Source organism: Mesorhizobium sp. L103C119B0 (assembly GCF_000502235.1).
In the GTDB taxonomy this organism is placed as follows: Bacteria; Pseudomonadota; Alphaproteobacteria; order Rhizobiales; family Rhizobiaceae; genus Mesorhizobium.
The window spans coordinates 304,959-323,695 of the sequence record NZ_AYXE01000007.1 but is presented as its reverse complement, the minus strand read 5'-3'; the positions used below and the strand labels follow the sequence as shown (position 1 = coordinate 323,695).

The 18,737-nt window shown below is 63.9% G+C and carries 16 protein-coding genes and 1 pseudogene; 11 read left to right on the top strand and 6 right to left on the bottom strand.

The genetic code is table 11. The annotated features are described in order from the left end of the window. The first annotated feature begins 137 nt into the window (after positions 1-137). A complete protein-coding gene (locus X728_RS152005) occupies positions 138-581 on the top strand; it encodes an SRPBCC family protein (RefSeq protein WP_023683102.1) in 444 nt (147 codons plus the stop codon). A gap of 70 nt (positions 582-651) precedes the next feature. Here the strand turns inward: X728_RS152005 and X728_RS152010 are convergent, their stop codons facing one another. The 3 genes from X728_RS152010 to X728_RS152020 all read right to left on the bottom strand — a co-directional run bounded on the left by X728_RS152010 (position 652) and on the right by X728_RS152020 (position 4,027). Then, positions 652-1,617, bottom strand: a complete 966-nt coding sequence (locus X728_RS152010; protein WP_023831695.1) for a hypothetical protein — start codon at positions 1,615-1,617, stop codon at positions 652-654. A gap of 128 nt (positions 1,618-1,745) precedes the next feature. Then, positions 1,746-3,248 (bottom strand): ATP-binding protein, encoded by a 1,503-nt coding sequence (locus X728_RS152015; protein ID WP_023737555.1) that lies wholly within the window; start codon positions 3,246-3,248, stop codon positions 1,746-1,748. Between the two features lie 137 nt (positions 3,249-3,385). Next, positions 3,386-4,027: a glutathione S-transferase family protein gene (locus X728_RS152020; RefSeq protein ID WP_023750095.1), complete on the bottom strand. Its 642-nt coding sequence runs from the start codon at positions 4,025-4,027 to the stop codon at positions 3,386-3,388. A gap of 146 nt (positions 4,028-4,173) precedes the next feature. Here X728_RS152020 and X728_RS152025 point away from each other — a divergent pair, with 146 nt between their 5' ends. Continuing rightward, positions 4,174-4,404: a hypothetical protein gene (locus tag X728_RS152025; RefSeq protein ID WP_023726475.1), complete on the top strand. Its 231-nt coding sequence runs from the start codon at positions 4,174-4,176 to the stop codon at positions 4,402-4,404. Between the two features lie 133 nt (positions 4,405-4,537). On the opposite strand, the gene X728_RS152030 is transcribed toward X728_RS152025, so the two are convergent. Then, entirely contained in the window at positions 4,538-5,023 is a 486-nt protein-coding gene (locus X728_RS152030) for a hypothetical protein (RefSeq protein ID WP_023726474.1), read from the bottom strand. Positions 5,024-5,198: 175 nt separating this feature from the next. Between X728_RS152030 and X728_RS152035 the strand changes: the two genes are divergently transcribed. Both X728_RS152035 and X728_RS152040 read left to right on the top strand, forming a co-directional pair. Next, complete coding sequence (locus tag X728_RS152035) at positions 5,199-5,564, top strand: RidA family protein (protein WP_023707576.1); 366 nt, start codon at positions 5,199-5,201, stop codon at positions 5,562-5,564. A gap of 102 nt (positions 5,565-5,666) precedes the next feature. Then, positions 5,667-6,893, top strand: coding sequence for an amidohydrolase/deacetylase family metallohydrolase (locus X728_RS152040; protein ID WP_023726473.1), 1,227 nt, complete (start codon positions 5,667-5,669; stop codon positions 6,891-6,893). A gap of 228 nt (positions 6,894-7,121) precedes the next feature. On the opposite strand, the gene X728_RS152045 is transcribed toward X728_RS152040, so the two are convergent. Beyond that, on the bottom strand, positions 7,122-8,912 hold the full coding sequence (locus X728_RS152045) for an NAD(P)/FAD-dependent oxidoreductase (RefSeq protein ID WP_023831694.1): 1,791 nt from the start codon (positions 8,910-8,912) through the stop codon (positions 7,122-7,124). A gap of 403 nt (positions 8,913-9,315) precedes the next feature. On the opposite strand from X728_RS152045, the gene X728_RS15300 reads away from it, so the two are divergent. The 6 genes and pseudogenes from X728_RS15300 (at position 9,316) to X728_RS152075 (ending at position 17,520) form a co-directional block, all read left to right on the top strand. Then, positions 9,316-9,405, top strand: coding sequence for a K(+)-transporting ATPase subunit F (locus X728_RS15300; protein WP_023669708.1), 90 nt, complete (start codon positions 9,316-9,318; stop codon positions 9,403-9,405). A gap of 18 nt (positions 9,406-9,423) precedes the next feature. Then, positions 9,424-11,127, top strand: a complete 1,704-nt coding sequence (kdpA, locus tag X728_RS152055) for a potassium-transporting ATPase subunit KdpA (protein WP_023831692.1) — start codon at positions 9,424-9,426, stop codon at positions 11,125-11,127. Between the two features lie 232 nt (positions 11,128-11,359). Beyond that, positions 11,360-13,453, top strand: coding sequence for a potassium-transporting ATPase subunit KdpB (kdpB, locus tag X728_RS152065; RefSeq protein ID WP_023699135.1), 2,094 nt, complete (start codon positions 11,360-11,362; stop codon positions 13,451-13,453). A 12-nt stretch (positions 13,454-13,465) separates the two neighbouring features. Beyond that, on the top strand, positions 13,466-14,032 hold the full coding sequence (gene kdpC / locus X728_RS152070) for a potassium-transporting ATPase subunit KdpC (protein WP_023710827.1): 567 nt from the start codon (positions 13,466-13,468) through the stop codon (positions 14,030-14,032). A gap of 67 nt (positions 14,033-14,099) precedes the next feature. Beyond that, positions 14,100-16,831 (top strand): annotated as a pseudogene (locus tag X728_RS01000000166775) (sensor histidine kinase KdpD). Continuing rightward, positions 16,828-17,520 (top strand): response regulator transcription factor, encoded by a 693-nt coding sequence (locus X728_RS152075; RefSeq protein ID WP_023691942.1) that lies wholly within the window; start codon positions 16,828-16,830, stop codon positions 17,518-17,520. The pseudogene X728_RS01000000166775 and the gene X728_RS152075 overlap by 4 nt, the downstream one beginning before the upstream one ends. Before the next feature lie 15 nt (positions 17,521-17,535). Here the strand turns inward: X728_RS152075 and X728_RS152080 are convergent, their stop codons facing one another. Beyond that, positions 17,536-18,126: an invasion associated locus B family protein gene (locus X728_RS152080; protein WP_023691943.1), complete on the bottom strand. Its 591-nt coding sequence runs from the start codon at positions 18,124-18,126 to the stop codon at positions 17,536-17,538. 247 nt (positions 18,127-18,373) lie between these two features. On the opposite strand from X728_RS152080, the gene X728_RS152085 reads away from it, so the two are divergent. Further along, positions 18,374-18,646, top strand: a complete 273-nt coding sequence (locus tag X728_RS152085) for a hypothetical protein (protein ID WP_155923979.1) — start codon at positions 18,374-18,376, stop codon at positions 18,644-18,646. Positions 18,647-18,737 lie beyond the last annotated feature (91 nt).

Sequence of the window (18,737 nt, the reverse complement as noted above, 5' to 3'; positions counted from 1 at the left end):
CTGAGGCGGCGGTCGAAGTCGCGGGCGGATGGCCGCGGGCAAAGGGCTCAAGAAAATTTGACAGGCTATGTCGGACCGGGTGAGGTTCACCCGTCCTTGGGGCATCGGACAACGAAACCACAAAGGATACCGAAGAGATGCCAAGCACCGTACGTTTGCACCGCGTTCTGACGACCAGCCCGGAGAAGGTCTACCGCGCATTCACAGAAGCCGACGCGCTGGCGAAATGGCTTCCGCCGAACGGCTTCACTTGCACGGTACACAGCTTCGACGCGAAAGTCGGTGGCGCCTTCAAGATGTCGTTCCGAAACTTCACGACGGGCGGCAGCCATTCCTTCGGCGGCGAATATCTCGAACTCGTTCCCGGCGAGCGCCTGCGCTACACCGACAGGTTCGACGACCCCAATTTGCCCGGCCAGATCGAAGTGACCGTGCTCCTGAAGAAAGTGTCGGTCGGCACGGAACTCGACATCACGCAGGCCGGCATTCCGGACGTTATTCCGGCCGAAGCCTGCTATCTCGGCTGGCAGGAGTCGCTGCGCAATCTGGCAAAGCTCGTCGAACCCGAGATCAATCAGTAGAGCCCATCGGATCGGCGGCGCCGCCCAGCCAGTCCGCGCCGCCGACAATGCCGAGCCGAGGACTCATCCCTCACGGCCCGGTGCAGATCGGCAACGGTTGTGACGGCGGTGGCGGGTTGTCCTTGGCGTATTGCGCGATGATCGGCTCAAGGCTCTTTCGCGGCCAGAATTTCGGCTTGCCGATCTCCTTCAGGCAGGACGCATTCCAATAGGCCCCCGATTTACTAACGGCGGTGATGTCGCGCGATTCCGGGTAGATATAGAGCGTCGTCGGATTGCCCTTCACCATCGAAATGATCTGGTCGGCGTCGGACGGCGACCAGCTGGTGCAGCCATTGCTGCGGCCGCCGGCATAATCCACCAGCTTGCCGTATGGCACGAAGCCGTCATGGTCGGCATAGGAGCTGTTCGGGTTCTTGCGCACGCACATGCCGCGCAACAGCCGCGCCGCGTGGCCACCGATCACCCGCTGCCTGGCATTCGCCGTCTCCCCCTCACCGTCGAACTGGATGAAGGTGCGCAGCAGCGCCTGGTCCTTTTTTGCGCCGATGCGGTAAAAACCCTTGAATGAGGTCTTTGCCTCGCCGGTCATATAGGCGCCACCGGTCGTCAAGGACGAGTCCAGGGCATTGCCGAAGTTTTTCGCGCAGCGTTTGCTGTTGGAGAAATCGACCACGCCTTTCAAATTGCGGCCGCCGCCATGGCCCGACGAGATCGCCCTGAACGACTGCTTGGCCTCGCAAATGACGTAGTAGCGCCGCCCTAGCACGCCATTGCCGAGATCGCCGGGGCGCGTCGCATCCATGGCGAAATAGCAGCCATTGTGGACCGCGCCTTGGGCGACCTTCTTCAGGTAAAGCGCGCGCGCCCGCTCCAGCACCACTTGCGAAATCTCGCCGTCGTCATTGCCGACATGGGCCTGCAGCCAGGCCGGTATATCGGAGGACGCGGCAAAAGACCGGGCAGACATCGTCAAGGCGATGCCGGCGATGGCCAGGAGGCCAAAGACAAAGACAGCCAGAGATTTCAACCGCACCGGACAACCCTCCCGCCCGAACCGTTCTGCGATTCTCGGAAACCCATCATAAATCGTCGCGCGCCGATCGGCGAAACACATCTTGTTCAGAACCGCGCAAGCAAGTCAGGTAGCTGCCTGTTCGCCTTTCACAGCGCCAGGCTGCCCTGTTCCGCCTCCGCGGCATTGGGGTCGCCCGGCGCCGTCGCCCAGGCGAGCTCGACCAGCGTCACCGTGCGGCGGCCGGTGCCGTCGAGCTGGCAGACGATGAGGCCCTGCTCCTCGATATAGGTGAGCAGCCGCCGGGCGCGCCGCAGCGAATGCGAGCCGTAGGCGCGCGCGATCGCCGCGTCGCTCGGGCACGGCCAGCCCTCCTTGGCGGCGCGGGCGATCATCATGAACACGCCCTGCATGTCCTCGGGCAGCAGCGAGGCGCGCACGGAAACGTCCTGCCAGGCGTCATCGCCTGCCATGTCTGCGCCGAGCCCGGCGCGGGCACGCGTCAGCATGCGACGGAATTCTGAGAGGTCCGGCACCACCGAAGCGAGGCCTTCGATGCGGCAGCGGACGACGAACTCCTGATAAAGCACGCCGATGACGCGGAAACCCGCATCGGGCTGCGCCAGGATGGCGCGCAGGACACGGTCCACCCGCTCTCGCCGCTCGGCCATATCCTCGGCGCTTACCGCCGGTTCCGCAGGTTCCGGGCGGATCTCCATCGCCGCCGATTTGGCCGCCATCAGCTGGTCGAGCAGCTCCGGCGACGCCATCCGGCGCGGCGCGCGCATCGTCTCGGGCGGCGGCGCTGCCAGGATGATGGCGCGCGCGTCTTCAAGCGCTGTTTCCGGCATTGCCATCAGCCGCGGCGTACCGTTGCGCGGGCTGGTCTCGGTCTGGCCGATGCGCACGCCCAGCGGACGGCGCGACAGCGCTGGGCCCAACGCCATGAAGTGCCCGCGCTCCAGGTCTCGAAACGCCTCGGCCTGACGCCGTTCCATGCCCAGAAGGTCGGCGGCGCGCGCCATGTCGATATCGAGGAAGGTACGGCCCATGAGGAAATTGGACGCCTCCGCCGCGACATTCTTGGCGAGCTTTGCCAGCCGCTGCGTGGCGATGATGCCGGCAAGGCCGCGCTTGCGGCCGCGGCACATCAAATTGGTCATGGCGCCGAGCGAGAGCTTTCGCGCCTCGTCGGACACTTCGCCGGCCACGGCGGGCGCGAACAGCTGCGCTTCGTCGACCACCACCAGCATCGGATACCAATGCTCGCGGGCAACCTCGAACAACCCGCCGAGAAAGGCAGCGGCGCGCCGCATCTGGTTCTCGGCATCGAGCCCTTCGAGATTGAGCACCGTGGAGACGCGGTGGATGCGCGCCCGCTCGCCGGCTGCTTGCAGGCCACGCTCCGTATGCTCCTCGGCATCGATGACCAGATGGCCGTAATGGTCGCCCAGCGAGACGAAATCGCCTTCCGGGTCGATGATGGTCTGCTGCACCCAGGGCGCGCTCTGCTCCAGTAGCCGGCGCAAAAGGTGCGATTTGCCGGAGCCGGAATTGCCCTGCACCAGAAGCCGGGTGGCCAGCAGCTCCTCAAGGTCGAGCGCCGCCGACGCACCCGCCGTCGTCTGTCCCATCTCGATGGCTACGGTCATGTCACGACTCTCCTTGCGGACAGGGCTTATCAACCCGGCCGCGAGCCGTCGAGCGCGCCATGGCAACTCGCCCGCTGTTCCACACCTATGCTGCCAAAGCGCCACACATCAGCCCATCTGCCCAAAGGGAAGGCACGTCAAGCGGAGTTGACCGGCGGCAGAAGCGGCGCGTCCAGCCCGTCGAAGGGATCGCGCCAGGCATCGATGGCTTCGAGCCGGCGATACCAACCCAGAACATAGGGATAGTCCGCCAGCGGCAGGCCGGCTGCATCGTTGAACGGCAAAAAAGTCGCCATGCGGAAATCGGCATAGGAAAGCGACTTGCCCACAAGCCATGGCCGCTTGGCGAGCTCCGCCTCGAGAATCGCTGCCGCGATGCGGAACTCCGCCAGCCCCTCCTCGACCTTGCCCTGGTCGACAGGCCCAATCCCGTAGCGCTGCTTGGTTCCGCGCTCGAAATGCACGGTGTCGCAGGCCCGGACGAAATTTTCCTTGCCCCAGCTCAGCCAGCGGATCATGTCGGGTTGGTCGCCGCCGCCGCGCCAGAAATCCGAACCCGCTTCGCGCGACAGAAGGCAGGCTATGGCGTCGGCTTCCCACAGGCTGCCGCCCGGCCATGCCAATATCGGCAGGGTAAGATTGGGATTGAGCTGACGAAACCGCTCAGCCTGCCCGGGCGCCATGGGTGCCGCAAACTCAAACTCGACCTTGGCCTGCAGATGACGTGCCGTTGCAACCGCGAGGCGCGGATTGGGATTGCGGCTGAAGTACAGTTTCATGTCCGATCCTGGATGCTGTGGGCTCGATCCTATCAAACACGCAAACGTGCCATCTCGGCAATCTGGTCGGACCACGATTCCGCTGGCACACGCCGTCGTTCGGCGTATTATTTCCTTCGGGAGAGGGTTCTTGGCAGGAGGAAGCCATGAACGTAGTGCAGAGCGTACCTGTCATCGACGTGACAACCCAGAACCTTGTTTCCTCTGCGCTTTCCAGATTCCGCGCCGGCGATACCGTCTCGACCAGGGCGGCGCTCGACGCTATCCGCCGCATGGATCCAACCTGTGTCGACAGCGACGACGATCTCGTCGAGCTCGTCGTCATGGCGGCAATTGGTAAGACCATGGCGGTCGTGTTCGACCACCGCTCCCGCTAGCCCTGTGGGACGAACCTGTGCCGTTCAACTCGCTTGAGCTCGAGTGGATTCGGTTGGCGAGCTTTTACAACTGCAGCCCGGGAGGCGCACGTCTTCGTGCGCGAAGGCCGGCAATAGCATAAGCGGGCAAGACTCAGATCCCCAAGGGATGCGGCATGTAGCCGACGAAGCCGCCGATCTTCCAGTGGCCCGCCACCTTCCTGCAAAAATACAGCGTCTGCCATTTCAGCTTGTCGACGCTGCCATCGGCCTTGGCCACCGAGCCGTTGAACTTCTTGTGCAGCACGGCGCGGTCGCCATCGACATCGATGTCGCGCATGTTGGTGACGCGAAACAGCGCCTCGCGCAGCGGCTCGGCGAATCTGGCCGCCGCCGTCTCCTTGGCCTGGCGCAGCCATTCGTCGCGATAGACGGCAAGGCTCGGGAATTGCAGACGCCAGGCGTCGGCATCGCTGAGGAAATGCGCATGCATGCCGAAGAAGCTGTCGGCGAGGAAATCATCCTCGACCATCGACCAGTCCTGACGGATAAAGGCGTCGATGTCGCGCCGCACCAACATTTCCCAGAGCGCGTGGCGATCGGCATCGCCCTCTGGAAACGGGTTCTTGTCGAAGGTCATTGAAATCTCCTGTCGGGAAAATGCGACGCGCAAGATGCTGGCGAGCCTGCGATAAAGCAACACGCGTTTGGAAAAATGCTGCTTTCCAAAAAGCCCCCTATGAGGATCACCGGGACAGGCGTAGAGCGGTCGTCGAAAACGGGGCGCGGCCCGCCATTCTGAACAGGAGTTTCCTTTGCCTAAAGAGTGTTTTGGAACATCCCACGTGCCGCTGTCGCCGGCCGTGCGCGCCGGGGATTTCGTCTACATCTCAGGTCAGGTGCCGGTCGACAGCGACCGCATCGTGGTCAAGGGCGGCATCACCGAGCAGACCGAGCAGGTGCTGCAGAATGTGAAGGCGGCACTCGCGCTGGCCGGTTGCACCATGGACGATGTCGTCAAGACCACGGTCTGGCTCGAGGACGCGCGCGACTTCGGCGCCTTCAATGCCGTCTACGCCAAGCACTTCCCGAAAAATCCGCCGGCCCGCACCACGGTCGAATCGCGGCTGATGATCGACATCAAGATCGAGGTCGAAGCCGTCGCCTACCGGCCGGTTTGACCAGTCGGGGCATGATCCCGAAAGTGGAAACCGGTTTTCTCGGACAAACGGAAACCGTTTTGTCCAGAGATCATGCCCCAAAACGAAGAGAGGCAGGCGCCGATGCAGTTCGATCTCCTGATCAAGGGCGGCCGCCTGATCGATCCGGCCTCGGGCCTGGACGCGCCGCGCGATGTCGCCGTTGCGGGCGGTCGCGTCGCGGCCATCGAGACTGCCATCGACGCCGAGCATGCTACGCAGGTCGTGGATGCCAGGGATTGCATCGTCACGCCCGGCCTCATCGACCTGCACAGCCATGTCTATTGGGGCGGCACCTCGCTGGGCGTCGACGCCGACCGGCTGGCGGCCAAGAGCGGAACCACCACCTTCATCGATGCCGGCAGCGCCGGCGCCGGCAATTTTCTGGGCTTTCGCCGCCATGTCATCGAGCGCTCGAAGGTGCGCATCCTGGCCTATGTCAACATCTCCTTTGCCGGCATATTCGGCTTCTCGCAAAGCGTCTCTGTCGGCGAATGCAGCGATCTCAGGCTCTGCGAGCCACGCGAGACGGTGGCCGCGGTGCGCGAGCACGCCGATGTCGTCGTTGGGGTAAAAGTGCGCTCCGGCAAGCATGCCGGCGGCGCCAGCGGCATCGCCCCGGTCGATCTTGCGCTGGAAGCCGCCGACCAGGTCGGTCTGCCGCTGATGGCGCATATAGACGAGCCGCCGCCCGGCCGTTCCGAGGTGCTGCCACGGCTGCGCCGCGGCGACATCCTCACCCATTGTTTTCGGCCATTCCCCAACGCGCCGGTGTTCGCTTCCGGCGCGGTGCGGCCGGACATGCGGCTGGCCCGCGAACGCGGTGTCATCTTCGACATCGGCCACGGCATGGGATCGTTCGACTTCGCCGTGGCGAAAGCGATGCTGGCCGAGGGCCTCGCGCCCGACGTCATCTCCAGCGACGTGCATCTCTACTGCGTCGACGGTCCGGCCTTCGACATACTGGTCTGCATGTCGAAGCTGATGGCGCTGGGCATGCCGCTGGTCGAGGTGCTGCGCGCCGCCACGCAAAGGCCAGCCGAGGCGATCGCCAGGCCGGAGCTTGGGACGCTGAAAGTTGGCGGTGTCGGCGATGTCGCGGTGCTGAGACTGCGCCCCGGGCGCTTTACCTTCGTCGATGCGGTCGGTGCGGCGCTGATCGCGGATCAGCGGCTGGTCTCAGAAGGCATTGTTATCGGCGGTGTCTGGTGGCCGAACGAGGCGCCCGACCACAACGAGACCGAGCGCTTCGAGCCGCATGCGGCACATACGCATGTCGAGGTCGCGGCACGGCATTTCGGGCGTGGATAATCTCCCTCCTTGAGGGGGAGATGGCCGGCAGGCCAGAGGGGGTCGGTTCGACCGGACGCAAGCTCCTCGCGGCAGCTGGAGGTCAGCGCTCCACGCGCGGCGACCCCCTCTGTCGCCTTCGGCGACATCTCCCCCTCGAGGNGCGGCAGCTGGAGGTCAGCGCTCCACGCGCGGCGACCCCCTCTGTCGCCTTCGGCGACATCTCCCCCTCGAGGGGGGAGGAGATCGCTAGCGCCCTGCGTTACTCACCGCCCCAAACACCGGCGTCGCAATCCCTTCCATCCGCGCCTTGATCTGCAGCGCCACATATTTCGAGTAAAACCGCGACAGCGCCAGATTGCCGCCGTGGAACCACAGCGCGTCCTGCGCCGTCGGCTTCCACATGTTGCGCAGCTCGCCTTGCCAAGGACCGGGATCGCCCTTGACGCCGGAGCCGAGGCCCCAGCATGGCCCGACCTTGTCGGCGACCTCGCGCGAGACGATGGCCGCCACGGTCTCGTTCATCGACTGGTAGCCGGTACAGGCGACGATCGCATCGACGGCCAGCTCGCTGCGGTCGTCGAACAGGATGCCGGTCGGCGTCAATGAACTGATGCCGACGCCGCTCTTCACTTTGATCTCGCCATTGATGATCAGTTCGCAGGCGCCGACATCGATGTAGTAGCCGGAGCCGGTGCGGTAGGCCTTCATCAACAGCCCGGTCTCGTCCTCCCCGAAATCGATGGCGAAGCCGGCGGCGCGTAGCTGGTCGTAGAAGTCTGCGTCGCGTGCCTTGATCACCTCGTAAAGATCCCGCTGGCCCTTGGGTACAAGCGCGAACGGCGTGGACGCGACGATCAGGTCGGCCTTGTCGGTGCTGATGCCGCGCGCCAGAGCCTTTTCCGAGAAGATCTCGAAGCCGACTTCCATCAGAGTGTCGGATTTCACCACTGTCGTCGGCGACCGCTGGATCATGGTGACGTCTGCGCCGCTCTCCCAGAGGTCGACGCTGACATCGTGCCCCGAGCTTGCCGCGCCGATGACAGCGACACGTCTGCCGCGGAATTTCTCGCCGCTTGCATACTGGCTGGAATGCAGGAGTTCGCCCTTGAAGGTCTCGGCGCCGGGCAGCGCGATCTGGCGTGGCGGGCCATAGGCGCCGGTGGCAAAGACAATGTGCTTCGGCTTCAGCGTGATCTGCCGGCCGACGCGGTCGACCACCACAGTCCACACCTTCTCGGCCTCGTCATAGCTGGCGCTGACGCATTTGGTGGCGACCCAGTAGTTGAGCTCCATCACCCTGGTGTACATCTCCAGCCAGTCGCCCATCTTGTCCTTGGGCGTGAACACCGGCCAGTTCTCCGGGAACGGAATGTAGGGCAGATGGTCGTACCAGACCGGATCGTGGAGCACGAGCGAGCGATAACGGTTGCGCCAGGAATCGCCGGGGCGCGCATTTTTCTCGATGATGATGGTGGGCACGCCGAGTTGCCTCAGCCGCGCGCCGAGCATGATGCCGCCCTGCCCGCCGCCGATCACCAGGCAATAGGGCTGCTCGGTGGCGCCGAGGTCGCGCGTCTCGCGCGCCCGCGCCTCCGCCCAGGTTTCGCGCTTCGGATCGGCCTTGTGACGGATGCCAAGCGGCCGCGTCGGTCCCTTTTGTTCCTCGAACCCCTTGAGCTCACGCACCGCCGTGAACAAGGTCCGGCAGCGGCCGTTCGTGAGGCGCACAATCCCTTCGCCCCGCGCGACCGCCGTTTCGAACGTGAACCAGGCCTCGACGGTGCCCTCATCCGAGGTCGCCTCGCCGGACAGCGTCCAGTGTGAGGGCTTCGCTTCCGCCAGCGTCGCTTGCAGCATGTCGCGGATCGCATCGCGGCCTTCCATCGTGGTGATGTTCCAGGTGAAAGCCAGCAGATCGCGCCAGTAGCAATCCTCGACGAACAGGTTGGCGGCCGCCTCGGCGTCATCAGCTTCCAGCGCCCGAGCAAGCGCGGAAAGCCATGTCGCCGCCTGTTTCGATGGTGCCATGTCGAGCATCTGTTTTTCCCTCGTTTTGCGTTCCCATTGTTTCGAAAGACGGCGGCGCCGCAAGAGGGGTCGCGATATCATGGCCTCGGTTTCTAGCGGCCCGGAACGGAGCCATCTCCCGGAAATCTTTATAGGAATTTTATATCTTTCCTCCGCGGCCCGTCTCGAACCTTTATGGCGATCGGGTCCATATTCCACTTCGAGCAAAACGCTCCGGACGCCGTAGCCCTCGAAGCTAGGGCGGGTCGTCCTCATGGAATTTGTGGCTCGCCAGTCGCTGGCGCCAAATACAAGCAGAAGCAAGGACCAACACAAATGGACATCGTCGTCATCGGGATCGAGGTTTTGTTCTTCGGCCTTTCCCTCGCCTACATCAAAGCTTGCGACGCTCTTTAAGCGGAAGGATCGCACCATGCTTGTCGATTACATCCTCGGTGGCGGCGTGACCTTGTTCCTGCTCGTCTACCTGACATACGCCCTCGTTCGCCCAGAACGCTTCTGAAGCAAGGCACGGAAAGCCATGACACTCAACGGATGGATACAGATCCTGGTTTATTGCGGGATCGTCGTTTTGCTGGTGAAGCCGCTCGGCGGCTACATGTACCGCGTCTTCAATGGCGATCGCACCTTTCTCTCGCCCATACTCGGGCCCGTTGAGCGCGGCCTCTACCGCATTTCGGGAACCAGCGAGCTCGAGGAGCAGCACTGGACGACCTATGCGGCCGGCATCATCTTCTTCAGCCTTGCCAGCTTCCTGGTGCTGTACTTTGTGCAACGCCTGCAGGGCGTCCTGCCTTACAATCCGGCCGGGATGGCATCGGTCGAACCCAATCTCGCCTTCAACACTGCCGTCAGCTTCGTCACCAACACCAACTGGCAGAATTACGGCGGCGAAAGCACGATGTCCTATCTCGTGCAAATGGCCGGCCTCACCGTGCAGAACTTCATGTCGGCCGCCGTCGGCATTGCCATCGCGGTGGCGCTGATCCGCGGCTTCGCCCGCGCCTCGGCAAAATCGATCGGCAATTTCTGGGTCGATATGACCCGCTGCACGCTCTACATCCTGCTGCCGCTCAGCATCGTGCTCACCCTCGTCTATGTCTGGCTCGGCATGCCGCAGACGCTCGGGCCTTATGTCGACGCCACCACGCTGGAGGGCGCCAAGCAGACGCTCGCCCTTGGGCCGGTCGCCTCGCAGGTCGCCATCAAGATGCTCGGCACCAATGGCGGCGGCTTCTTCAACGCCAACGCCGCGCATCCTTTCGAAAACCCCGACGCCATCTCCAACATGATCCAGATGGTGACGATCTTCGCGCTGGGTGCCGCACTCACCAACGTCTTCGGCCGCATGGTCGGCAACCAGCGCCAGGGCTGGGCGATCCTGGCCACGATGGGTGTGCTGTTCATCGCTGGCGTCGTTATCTGCTACTGGGCGGAAGCCGCGGGCAATCCGCTGGTCCATGCGTTGGGCGTCGACGGCGCCAACATGGAAGGCAAGGAGAGCCGCTTCGGCATTGCCGCTTCGGCACTATTCGCCGTCATCACCACGGCTGCGAGCTGCGGTGCGGTGAACGCCATGCATGACTCGTTCACAGCACTTGGCGGCCTGGTCCCGATGCTCAACATGCAGCTCGGCGAAGTCATCGTCGGCGGCGTCGGCGCCGGCTTCTACGGCATCGTCATGTTCATCGTCATCACAGTGTTCGTCGCCGGCCTGATGGTTGGCCGCACGCCCGAATATCTCGGCAAGAAGATCGAGGCCAAGGAGGTCAAGATGGCAATGCTCGCCATCCTCGCTCTGCCGTTGGTCATGCTGGTCTTCACGGCAATAGCGGTCGTGCTGCCAAGCGCCGTCGCCTCGATGGCCAATGGCGGTCCGCATGGCTTCTCCGAGGTTCTTTATGCCTACACTTCGGCGGCGGCCAACAACGGCTCGGCCTTTGGCGGCCTTTCCGGCAACACGCCCTGGTACAACATCACGCTCGGCATCTCCATGTGGGTGGGTCGCTTCTTCGTCATCATTCCAGCGCTTGCCATTGCCGGCTCGCTAGCGACGAAGAAGACGGTTCCGGCTTCCGCCGGCACCTTCCCGACCGACGGCCCGCTGTTCGTCGGCCTGCTCGTCGGCGTCATCCTGATCGTCGTCGGCCTGACCTTCTTCCCGTCACTGGCGATCGGACCGATCGTCGAGCACCTGGCTGCCATCAACGGCCAGACATTCTGAGGCTTGTCATGTCCTGGTTCTACCCAAAACGCATGAAGGCCCGGCCGCGAGCCGGCCCACGAGCCGGCAATGAGGGGGAGGAAACGCCCCCTCCCTTCCCCAGCGTATCTACCTTCCTCGGCCTCGCGGCAGTCATGATCGTGATCTGGCTGCTGGCCTATGGTCCGCCGCCCCTCTTTTCGGCATCCGATCGGTCGGTGCCGGCCAACAGTTCAGATACTGGAGCCACCAAATGAGCCAGTCCAAATCCGCGAGCATCATGGATGCCCGCATCCTGTGGCCGGCCATCGGCGGCGCCTTCAGGAAACTCGACCCCCGCACGCTGGTCAGGAACCCGGTGATGTTCGTCGTCGCCATCGTCTCGCTTCTTACCACGGTCCTGTTCGTCAAGGATCTCGCCACCGGCGGCGGCGATTTCGGCTTTACGCTGCAGATCATCATCTGGCTGTGGTTCACCGTGCTGTTCGCCAACTTCGCCGAGGCCGTCGCCGAAGGCCGCGGCAAGGCGCAGGCCGATTCGCTGCGCAAGGCGCGCACCGAAACCCAGGCCAAGCTGCTTGCCGGCGAAGACCGCTCCAGGTTCAAGCTGGTGCCCGGCACCAGCCTGAAGGTTGGCGACATCGTGCTGGTCGAAGCCGGCGACATCATCCCGTCCGACGGTGAAGTGATCGAAGGCGTGGCCTCGGTCAACGAGGCGGCAATCACCGGCGAGTCCGCACCCGTCATTCGCGAATCCGGCGGCGACCGTTCGGCGGTCACCGGCGGCACGCAGGTTTTGTCCGACTGGATTCGCGTGCGCATATCAGCCGCCTCCGGCCACACCTTCCTCGACCGCATGATCTCGCTGGTCGAGGGTGCCTCGCGCCAGAAGACGCCCAACGAGATCGCGCTCAACATCCTGCTCGTCGGCATGACGCTGATCTTCGTGCTGGCCACCGCCACGATCCCGAGCTTTGCCTCCTATTCCGGCGGCTATATCCCGGTGACGGTGCTGGTCGCGCTGTTCGTCACCTTGATCCCGACCACCATCGGCGCCCTGCTGTCGGCCATCGGCATTGCCGGCATGGACCGCCTGGTGCGCTTCAACGTGCTGGCCATGTCCGGCCGTGCCGTCGAAGCGGCGGGCGACGTCGATACGCTTTTGCTCGACAAGACCGGCACCATCACGCTCGGCAACCGCCAGGCCACCGAATTCCGCCCGGTCAAGGGCGTCACCGAACAGGAACTGGCCGATGCCGCGCAGCTCGCCTCGCTCGCCGACGAGACGCCTGAGGGACGCTCGATCGTCGTGCTGGCCAAGGAGAAATACGCCATCCGCGCCCGTGACATGGCAACCTTGCATGCCAGCTTCGTGCCCTTCACCGCGCAGACCCGGATGAGCGGCGTCGACATCGATGGCTCGTCGGTGCGCAAGGGCGCCGTCGATTCGGTTCTCGCCTATGTCAGCCAGTCGTCATCGGCCACTCACGGCACGCGCCCCGGCAGCGACACCGTCAAGGATCTCCAGGCGATCGCCGACGAGATCGCCAAGTCGGGCGGCACGCCGCTGGCCGTCGAGCGTGACGGCCGCCTGCTCGGCGTCGTCCACCTCAAGGACATCGTCAAGGGTGGTATCCGCGAGCGCTTTGCCGAACTGCGCAAAATGGGCATCCGCACCGTGATGATCACCGGCGACAATCCGATGACTGCGGCGGCGATCGCAGCCGAAGCCGGCGTCGACGATTTCCTCGCCCAGGCCACGCCCGAGGACAAGCTGAAGCTGATCCGCGACGAACAGGCCAAGGGCAAGCTGGTCGCCATGTGCGGTGACGGCACCAACGACGCGCCGGCCTTGGCGCAGGCGGATGTCGGCGTCGCCATGAACACCGGCACGGTTGCCGCCCGCGAGGCCGGCAACATGATCGACCTCGATAGTGACCCGACCAAGCTGATCGAGATCGTCGAGATCGGCAAGGCGCTGCTGATGACGCGCGGCTCGCTGACGACCTTCTCGATCGCCAACGACGTCGCCAAATACTTCGCCATCATCCCGGCCATGTTTGCCGTCTTCTACGTTGCGCCGGGACATACAATCGGCCCCCTGCAAGCGCTCAACATCATGCATCTGGCGACGCCGCAGAGCGCCATCCTGTCGGCCATCATCTTCAACGCGCTGATCATCATCGCTCTGATCCCGCTGTCGCTTAAAGGCGTCAAATACCGCGCCATCGGCGCCGGCGCGCTGCTCAGCCGCAACCTGCTGGTCTACGGCCTCGGCGGCATCATCGTTCCCTTCGTCGGCATCAAGGCGATCGACATGATCGTCACCGGCCTCGGCCTCGCTTAAGGAAATACGTCCATGCTCACTCAGATAAGACCCGCTGTTATCATGATCGTCTTTTTCACCGTTTTGACCGGCCTGATCTATCCCCTGGGCATGACCGGCATCGCCCAGGCGCTGTTTCCGCACAAGGCCAATGGCAGCTTGATCGAGAAAAACGGCACGGTCATCGGCTCCGAACTGATCGGCCAGGGCTTTGCCGACGACAAGTATTTCCATGGCCGCCCCTCGGCTGCCGGCGACGGATACAACGCCGCAGCGTCCAGCGGCTCCAATCTCGGTCCAACCAACCCCAAGCTGATCGACCGCATCAAGGGCGATGTTGCAAAGCTGAAGGCGGAGAACCCGAACCAGCCGGTGCCGATGGATCTGGTGACGACGTCCGGCAGCGGCCTCGACCCCGCCATCAGCCCGGACGCCGCCTATTTCCAGGTCGCTCGGGTGGCCAAGGCCAGGGGCTTCGACGAAGCCAAGGTCAAGGCGCTTGTCGACAGCCATGTCGAAGGCCGCGAACTCGGCTTCCTCGGCGAGCCGGTCGTCAATGTGCTGGCGCTCAACCTGGCACTGGACGATACCAAGCAGTGAGAGACAATCTCTGAAGCCAGGGGCCAGGGATCGACACGATCCTCGGCGCCGTTCATGATCGAGCCTGATGCCGGACGCCAGAAGCAACTATACCAGACCCTCTCCGGACGCGCTGCTCGAGCATGCGGAACGGGAAGAGCGCGGCCGCCTGCGGATATTTCTGGGTGCTGCACCCGGTGTCGGCAAGACCTACGAAATGCTGATGGCCGGCCGCGCCATGCTTGCCGACGGCATCGACGTGGTCATCGGCATCGTCGAAACCCACGGCCGCAAGGAAACCCTGGCGCTGGTCGAAGGCTACGAGGTCATCCCGCGCCAGAAGGTCGACTACAAGGACCGCGTGCTGAATGAGATGGACATCGACGCCATCCTCGCCCGCCGGCCGGCGCTGGTGCTCGTCGACGAACTCGCCCACACCAACGCACCCGGCAGCCGCCACCCCAAGCGCTATCTCGACGTCCAGGAAATCCTTGCGCGCGGCATCGACGTCTACACCACGCTCAATATCCAGCATGTCGAGAGCCTGAATGACGTCGTGGCGCAGATCACCCGCGTCAGGGTGCGCGAAACGGTCCCGGACTCCATCATCGACCAGGCCGACGACATCGAGATCATCGACCTCACGCCCGACGACCTGATCAAGCGGCTGAAAGAGGGAAAGGTCTATTTCCCCAACACTGCCCAGCGCGCAGTCGAAAACTATTTCTCGCCGGGCAATCTGACCGCGCTTCGGGAATTGGCGCTGCGCCGCACCGCCCAGCGCGTCGACGAGCAGTTGCTCAACCACATGCAGTCGCACGCCATTCCCGGCCCCTGGGCGGCGGGCGAAAGGGTGCTCGTCTGCGTCGATGCGCGTCCGGGCGGAGCGTCTCGTGTCCGCTATGCGCGCCGGCTGGCCGACCGGCTGCGCGCACCGTGGACGGCGCTGCATGTCGACACGCCGCGTTCGGCCGCCATGTCGGAGGAAGACAAGGACCGGCTGGCCACACTGTTGCGCCTGGCCGAGCAGCTCGGCGCCGAGGTGACGACCATTCCGGGCCAGAACGTCGCCCAGGACATCGTCCGCCACGCCATGGCCAACAACTTCACCCATATCGTCGTCGGCAGGCCGACCCGCTCGCGCTGGCGCGAACTGATCGAGGGTTCGCTCACCTACGATCTGATCCGCAATGCCGGCGATATCAGCGTCCATGTCATTTCAGGAACGGAGCGCGACAACGAGGCCACGTCGAGGGTCAAGGCGGCGGCCGAGCAGACGCCATTTCAAATCTGGCCTTATCTTTTCTCGACCGTCTATGTCGCCGGCGCGCTTGCCGTCAGCGCCGTCCTCGATCAGTTCCTCGACGTTCGCAACCTTGCCAGCGTGCTGCTGCTGGCGGTGCTGACATCGGCAGTGACCTTTGGCCTGTGGCCGGCGCTGTACGCCTGTTTCCTCAGCGCCATTGCCTTCAACTTCTTCTTTCTCGAGCCGCGCTACACGATGACGATCCGCGATCCGGAGAGCATCGTTGCCTTCGNGTCTTCCTCGTCGTTGCCGTCATCGCCAGCAATCTGACGGCGCGTGTGCAGCGTCAGGCTGCCGCCGCCCGTTCACGCGCTCGGGCCACCGAGGACATCTACCTCTTTTCAAAGAAGCTCGCCGGCGCCGGCACGCTCGACGACGTTTTGTGGGCCACAGCCTTCCAGATCGCCTCGATGCTGAAGCTGCGCGTGGTGCTGCTTTTGCCGGAAGAAGGCACGATCACCGTCAAGGCCGGTTATCCCCCCGATGACACGCTGGCCGAGGCCGACATCGCGGCTGCACGCTGGGCTTGGGAACACAACCGGGCTGCCGGCCGTGGCGCCGATACCCTGCCCGGGGCAAAACGGCTCTACCTGCCCTTGCGGACCGGCCGTACCGCCATCGGCGTCGTCGGCCTCGACAATGACAAGCAGGGGCCGCTCTTGACGCCCGAGCAACAGCGCCTGCTCGACGCGCTGGCCGACCAGGCGGCGGTTGCCATCGAGCGCATCCAGCTGGTCGCCGATGTCGACCGCGCCAGGCTGGCGGCCGAGGCCGACCGCTTGCGCTCGGCACTGCTGACGTCGATCTCGCATGATCTGAAGACGCCGCTGGCGGCAATCATGGGCGCGGCCGGCACGCTCAGGGAATTTGCGCCGGCACTGCCCGAGGACGATCGGGCCGAGCTGCTGACCACCGTGCTCGACGAGTCCGAACGGCTGAACCGCTTCATCGCCAATCTGCTCGACATGACCAAGATTGAATCGGGCGCCATGGAACCGAATTTCGCCCTGCACTATGTCGGCGATGTCGTTGGCTCGGCCTTGCAGCGGGCACGCAAGATCACTGCCGGGCACAAGACCGAGGTTGATATTCCGGCCGACCTGCCGATGCTGAAGCTTGATCCCGTGCTGTTCGAACAAATGCTGTTCAATCTGCTCGACAATGCCGCGAAATACGCGCCACAGGGATCGACAATCCGGCTGCAGGGCTGGGCCGACAATGGCTCCGTCGCGCTGCAGATCATGGATGAGGGACCGGGCATTCCGCCCGCCGACCTGGAGCGCGTCTTCGACAGCTTTTACCGGGTGCGCAAGCGCGATCAGGTCCAGGCCGGCACCGGGCTCGGCCTGTCGATCTGCCGGGGCTTCATCGAGGCGATGGGCGGCACGATCATGGCGGCGAACCGCAGCGATCGCCCGGGCGCAGTCTTCACAATCCGCATGCCGAGGTTGGTACAATCGTCCGATACGGACGTATCAGGTGTGGACGAGCAAGCATCTGGTGATCCGGCATGACAAATTCCAATGTCAGCATACTGGTCGTCGATGACGAGCCGCCGATCCGCAAACTGCTGCGCGTCGGCCTCGGCAGCCAGGGCTATGCGGTCAGCGAAGCGCCCAACGCCAAGGCTGCGATCGAACTCGTCGATGCACAAAAGCCGGATCTGATCCTGCTCGACCTCGGCCTGCCCGGCATGGGTGGCCTCGATCTCCTGCGGAAATGGCGCGACGACGGCCTCGACGTGCCCGTGGTCATCCTGTCCAGCCGCACCGACGAAGCCGGCATCGTCGCGGCGCTCGAACTCGGCGCTGACGACTACATCACCAAGCCGTTCGGCATGAACGAACTGGTCGCCCGCATCCGCGTCGCGCTGCGCCACAAATTCCAGCAGCAGGGCGAAAAGCCGGTGTTCCACACCGGAGATCTCAGCGTCGACCTGGTCAAGCGCATCGTCAAGGTCGAAGGCAAGGAGATAAAGCTCTCCCCCAAGGAGTACGACATATTGCGCATTATGGTGCAGCATGCCGGCAAGGTGCTGACCCACCATTTCCTGCTGAAGCAGGTGTGGGGCGATTCGACCGACGTGCAGTATCTCAGGGTCTATGTCCGCCAGCTCCGGCAGAAGATCGAAAAGTCGCCCGACCAGCCGCGCTACATCACCACCGAGACCGGCGTTGGGTACCGGCTGCGCGAGGTTGAGTGACCGGACGTTTTCCGCTCAGTCCGCCGAGAGTTCCGCGGTCCGTGCCAGTGCGCCGCCGAAGCCGTTGAGCGGGATGGTGAAACTCACCGCTTGACCAGTGTCGGCCGCGAAGGCGTCGATCTTCAGCGTGGTGGCTGCCTTGAGCAGCGGCGTGACGCTGGCATCGAACGCCACCGGCACCAGGCAGCCGACGGCCTGGCAGGTGTTGAACGGCAGGCTGCCTTCCAGCTTCTGGTCGTCGATGGTCAGGCTGACGCCTTTGGCGAGCGCCAGGCCGAACGGCAGCGCCAGCGTTCCGGCGGCATCGTCGCCGCTCTTGCTCGACAGCTCGATCGCCAGCAGGCGCTGGTTGGACTGCTTGTTGAACTGCTGATGCGACAGGCTGCAAACCTTGGCCGTGCCGGTTACCTGGCAATTGACCGTCCAGTCGCCATGTGTCTCGGACAGCGCCGAGGCGCCGCCAGGCAATGTCGGGCCGGCAGCAGGGGCGGGCGCTGCGGCGGCAGGCGCCGCCTTGTCGGTCTTGGTTTGCGCCGCGACTGCCACCGGGCCAAGAATACAGATGCTGCCCAGTAGCGCCGCGAAATATACTTGCCTGCTTTTCATCAATATGCTCCCGATTGTGCCTCGAGTCAGCCGCGATTGAGCCCGAGATCCGCGCCCGATAGAGCGGTCAATCGATCTTTTCTGTCAAGTGCGGCAGGCCGCATCCTCAGGGATTTCGCCAACCCGTGGCAGATCCGCCAATGGCAGACCGGCCCATGGCAGATCGAGACGAACGCCCTATATAGAGAGGAGGTTATATCTGTACGGGAATGAACTGATGTCGACGCTTCGCCTATCGACAGTTCTCATGTCGGCAATGCTGGCGGCGGCAACGCTCGCCGGCATCATGCAATTTGCTGCGGCTCAGTCCGTCAATCCCAGCGCCAACCGGCTGATCCAGCAGAACCAGCTGCAGCAATTGCGCAACAGCCTGCAGCGGCAGCAGTTCCAGCAACAGCAGCAGCAATATCGCGAGCAGGACCGTCGGATCGTGCCGCAGCCGCGCCCCGAAGTGCCCGTCGTCCGGCAAGCTTGTCCGATTCAGATCGTCAACAACCAGATTGTGCGTGTTTGCCGTTGATATCGGTCGCTTGCGATTTACTTAGTCGACTTATTTACTAAAAATGCCTCATTGCCTCGCGGGCATATCAGGGGTTTGCAGGCGGCGTGCG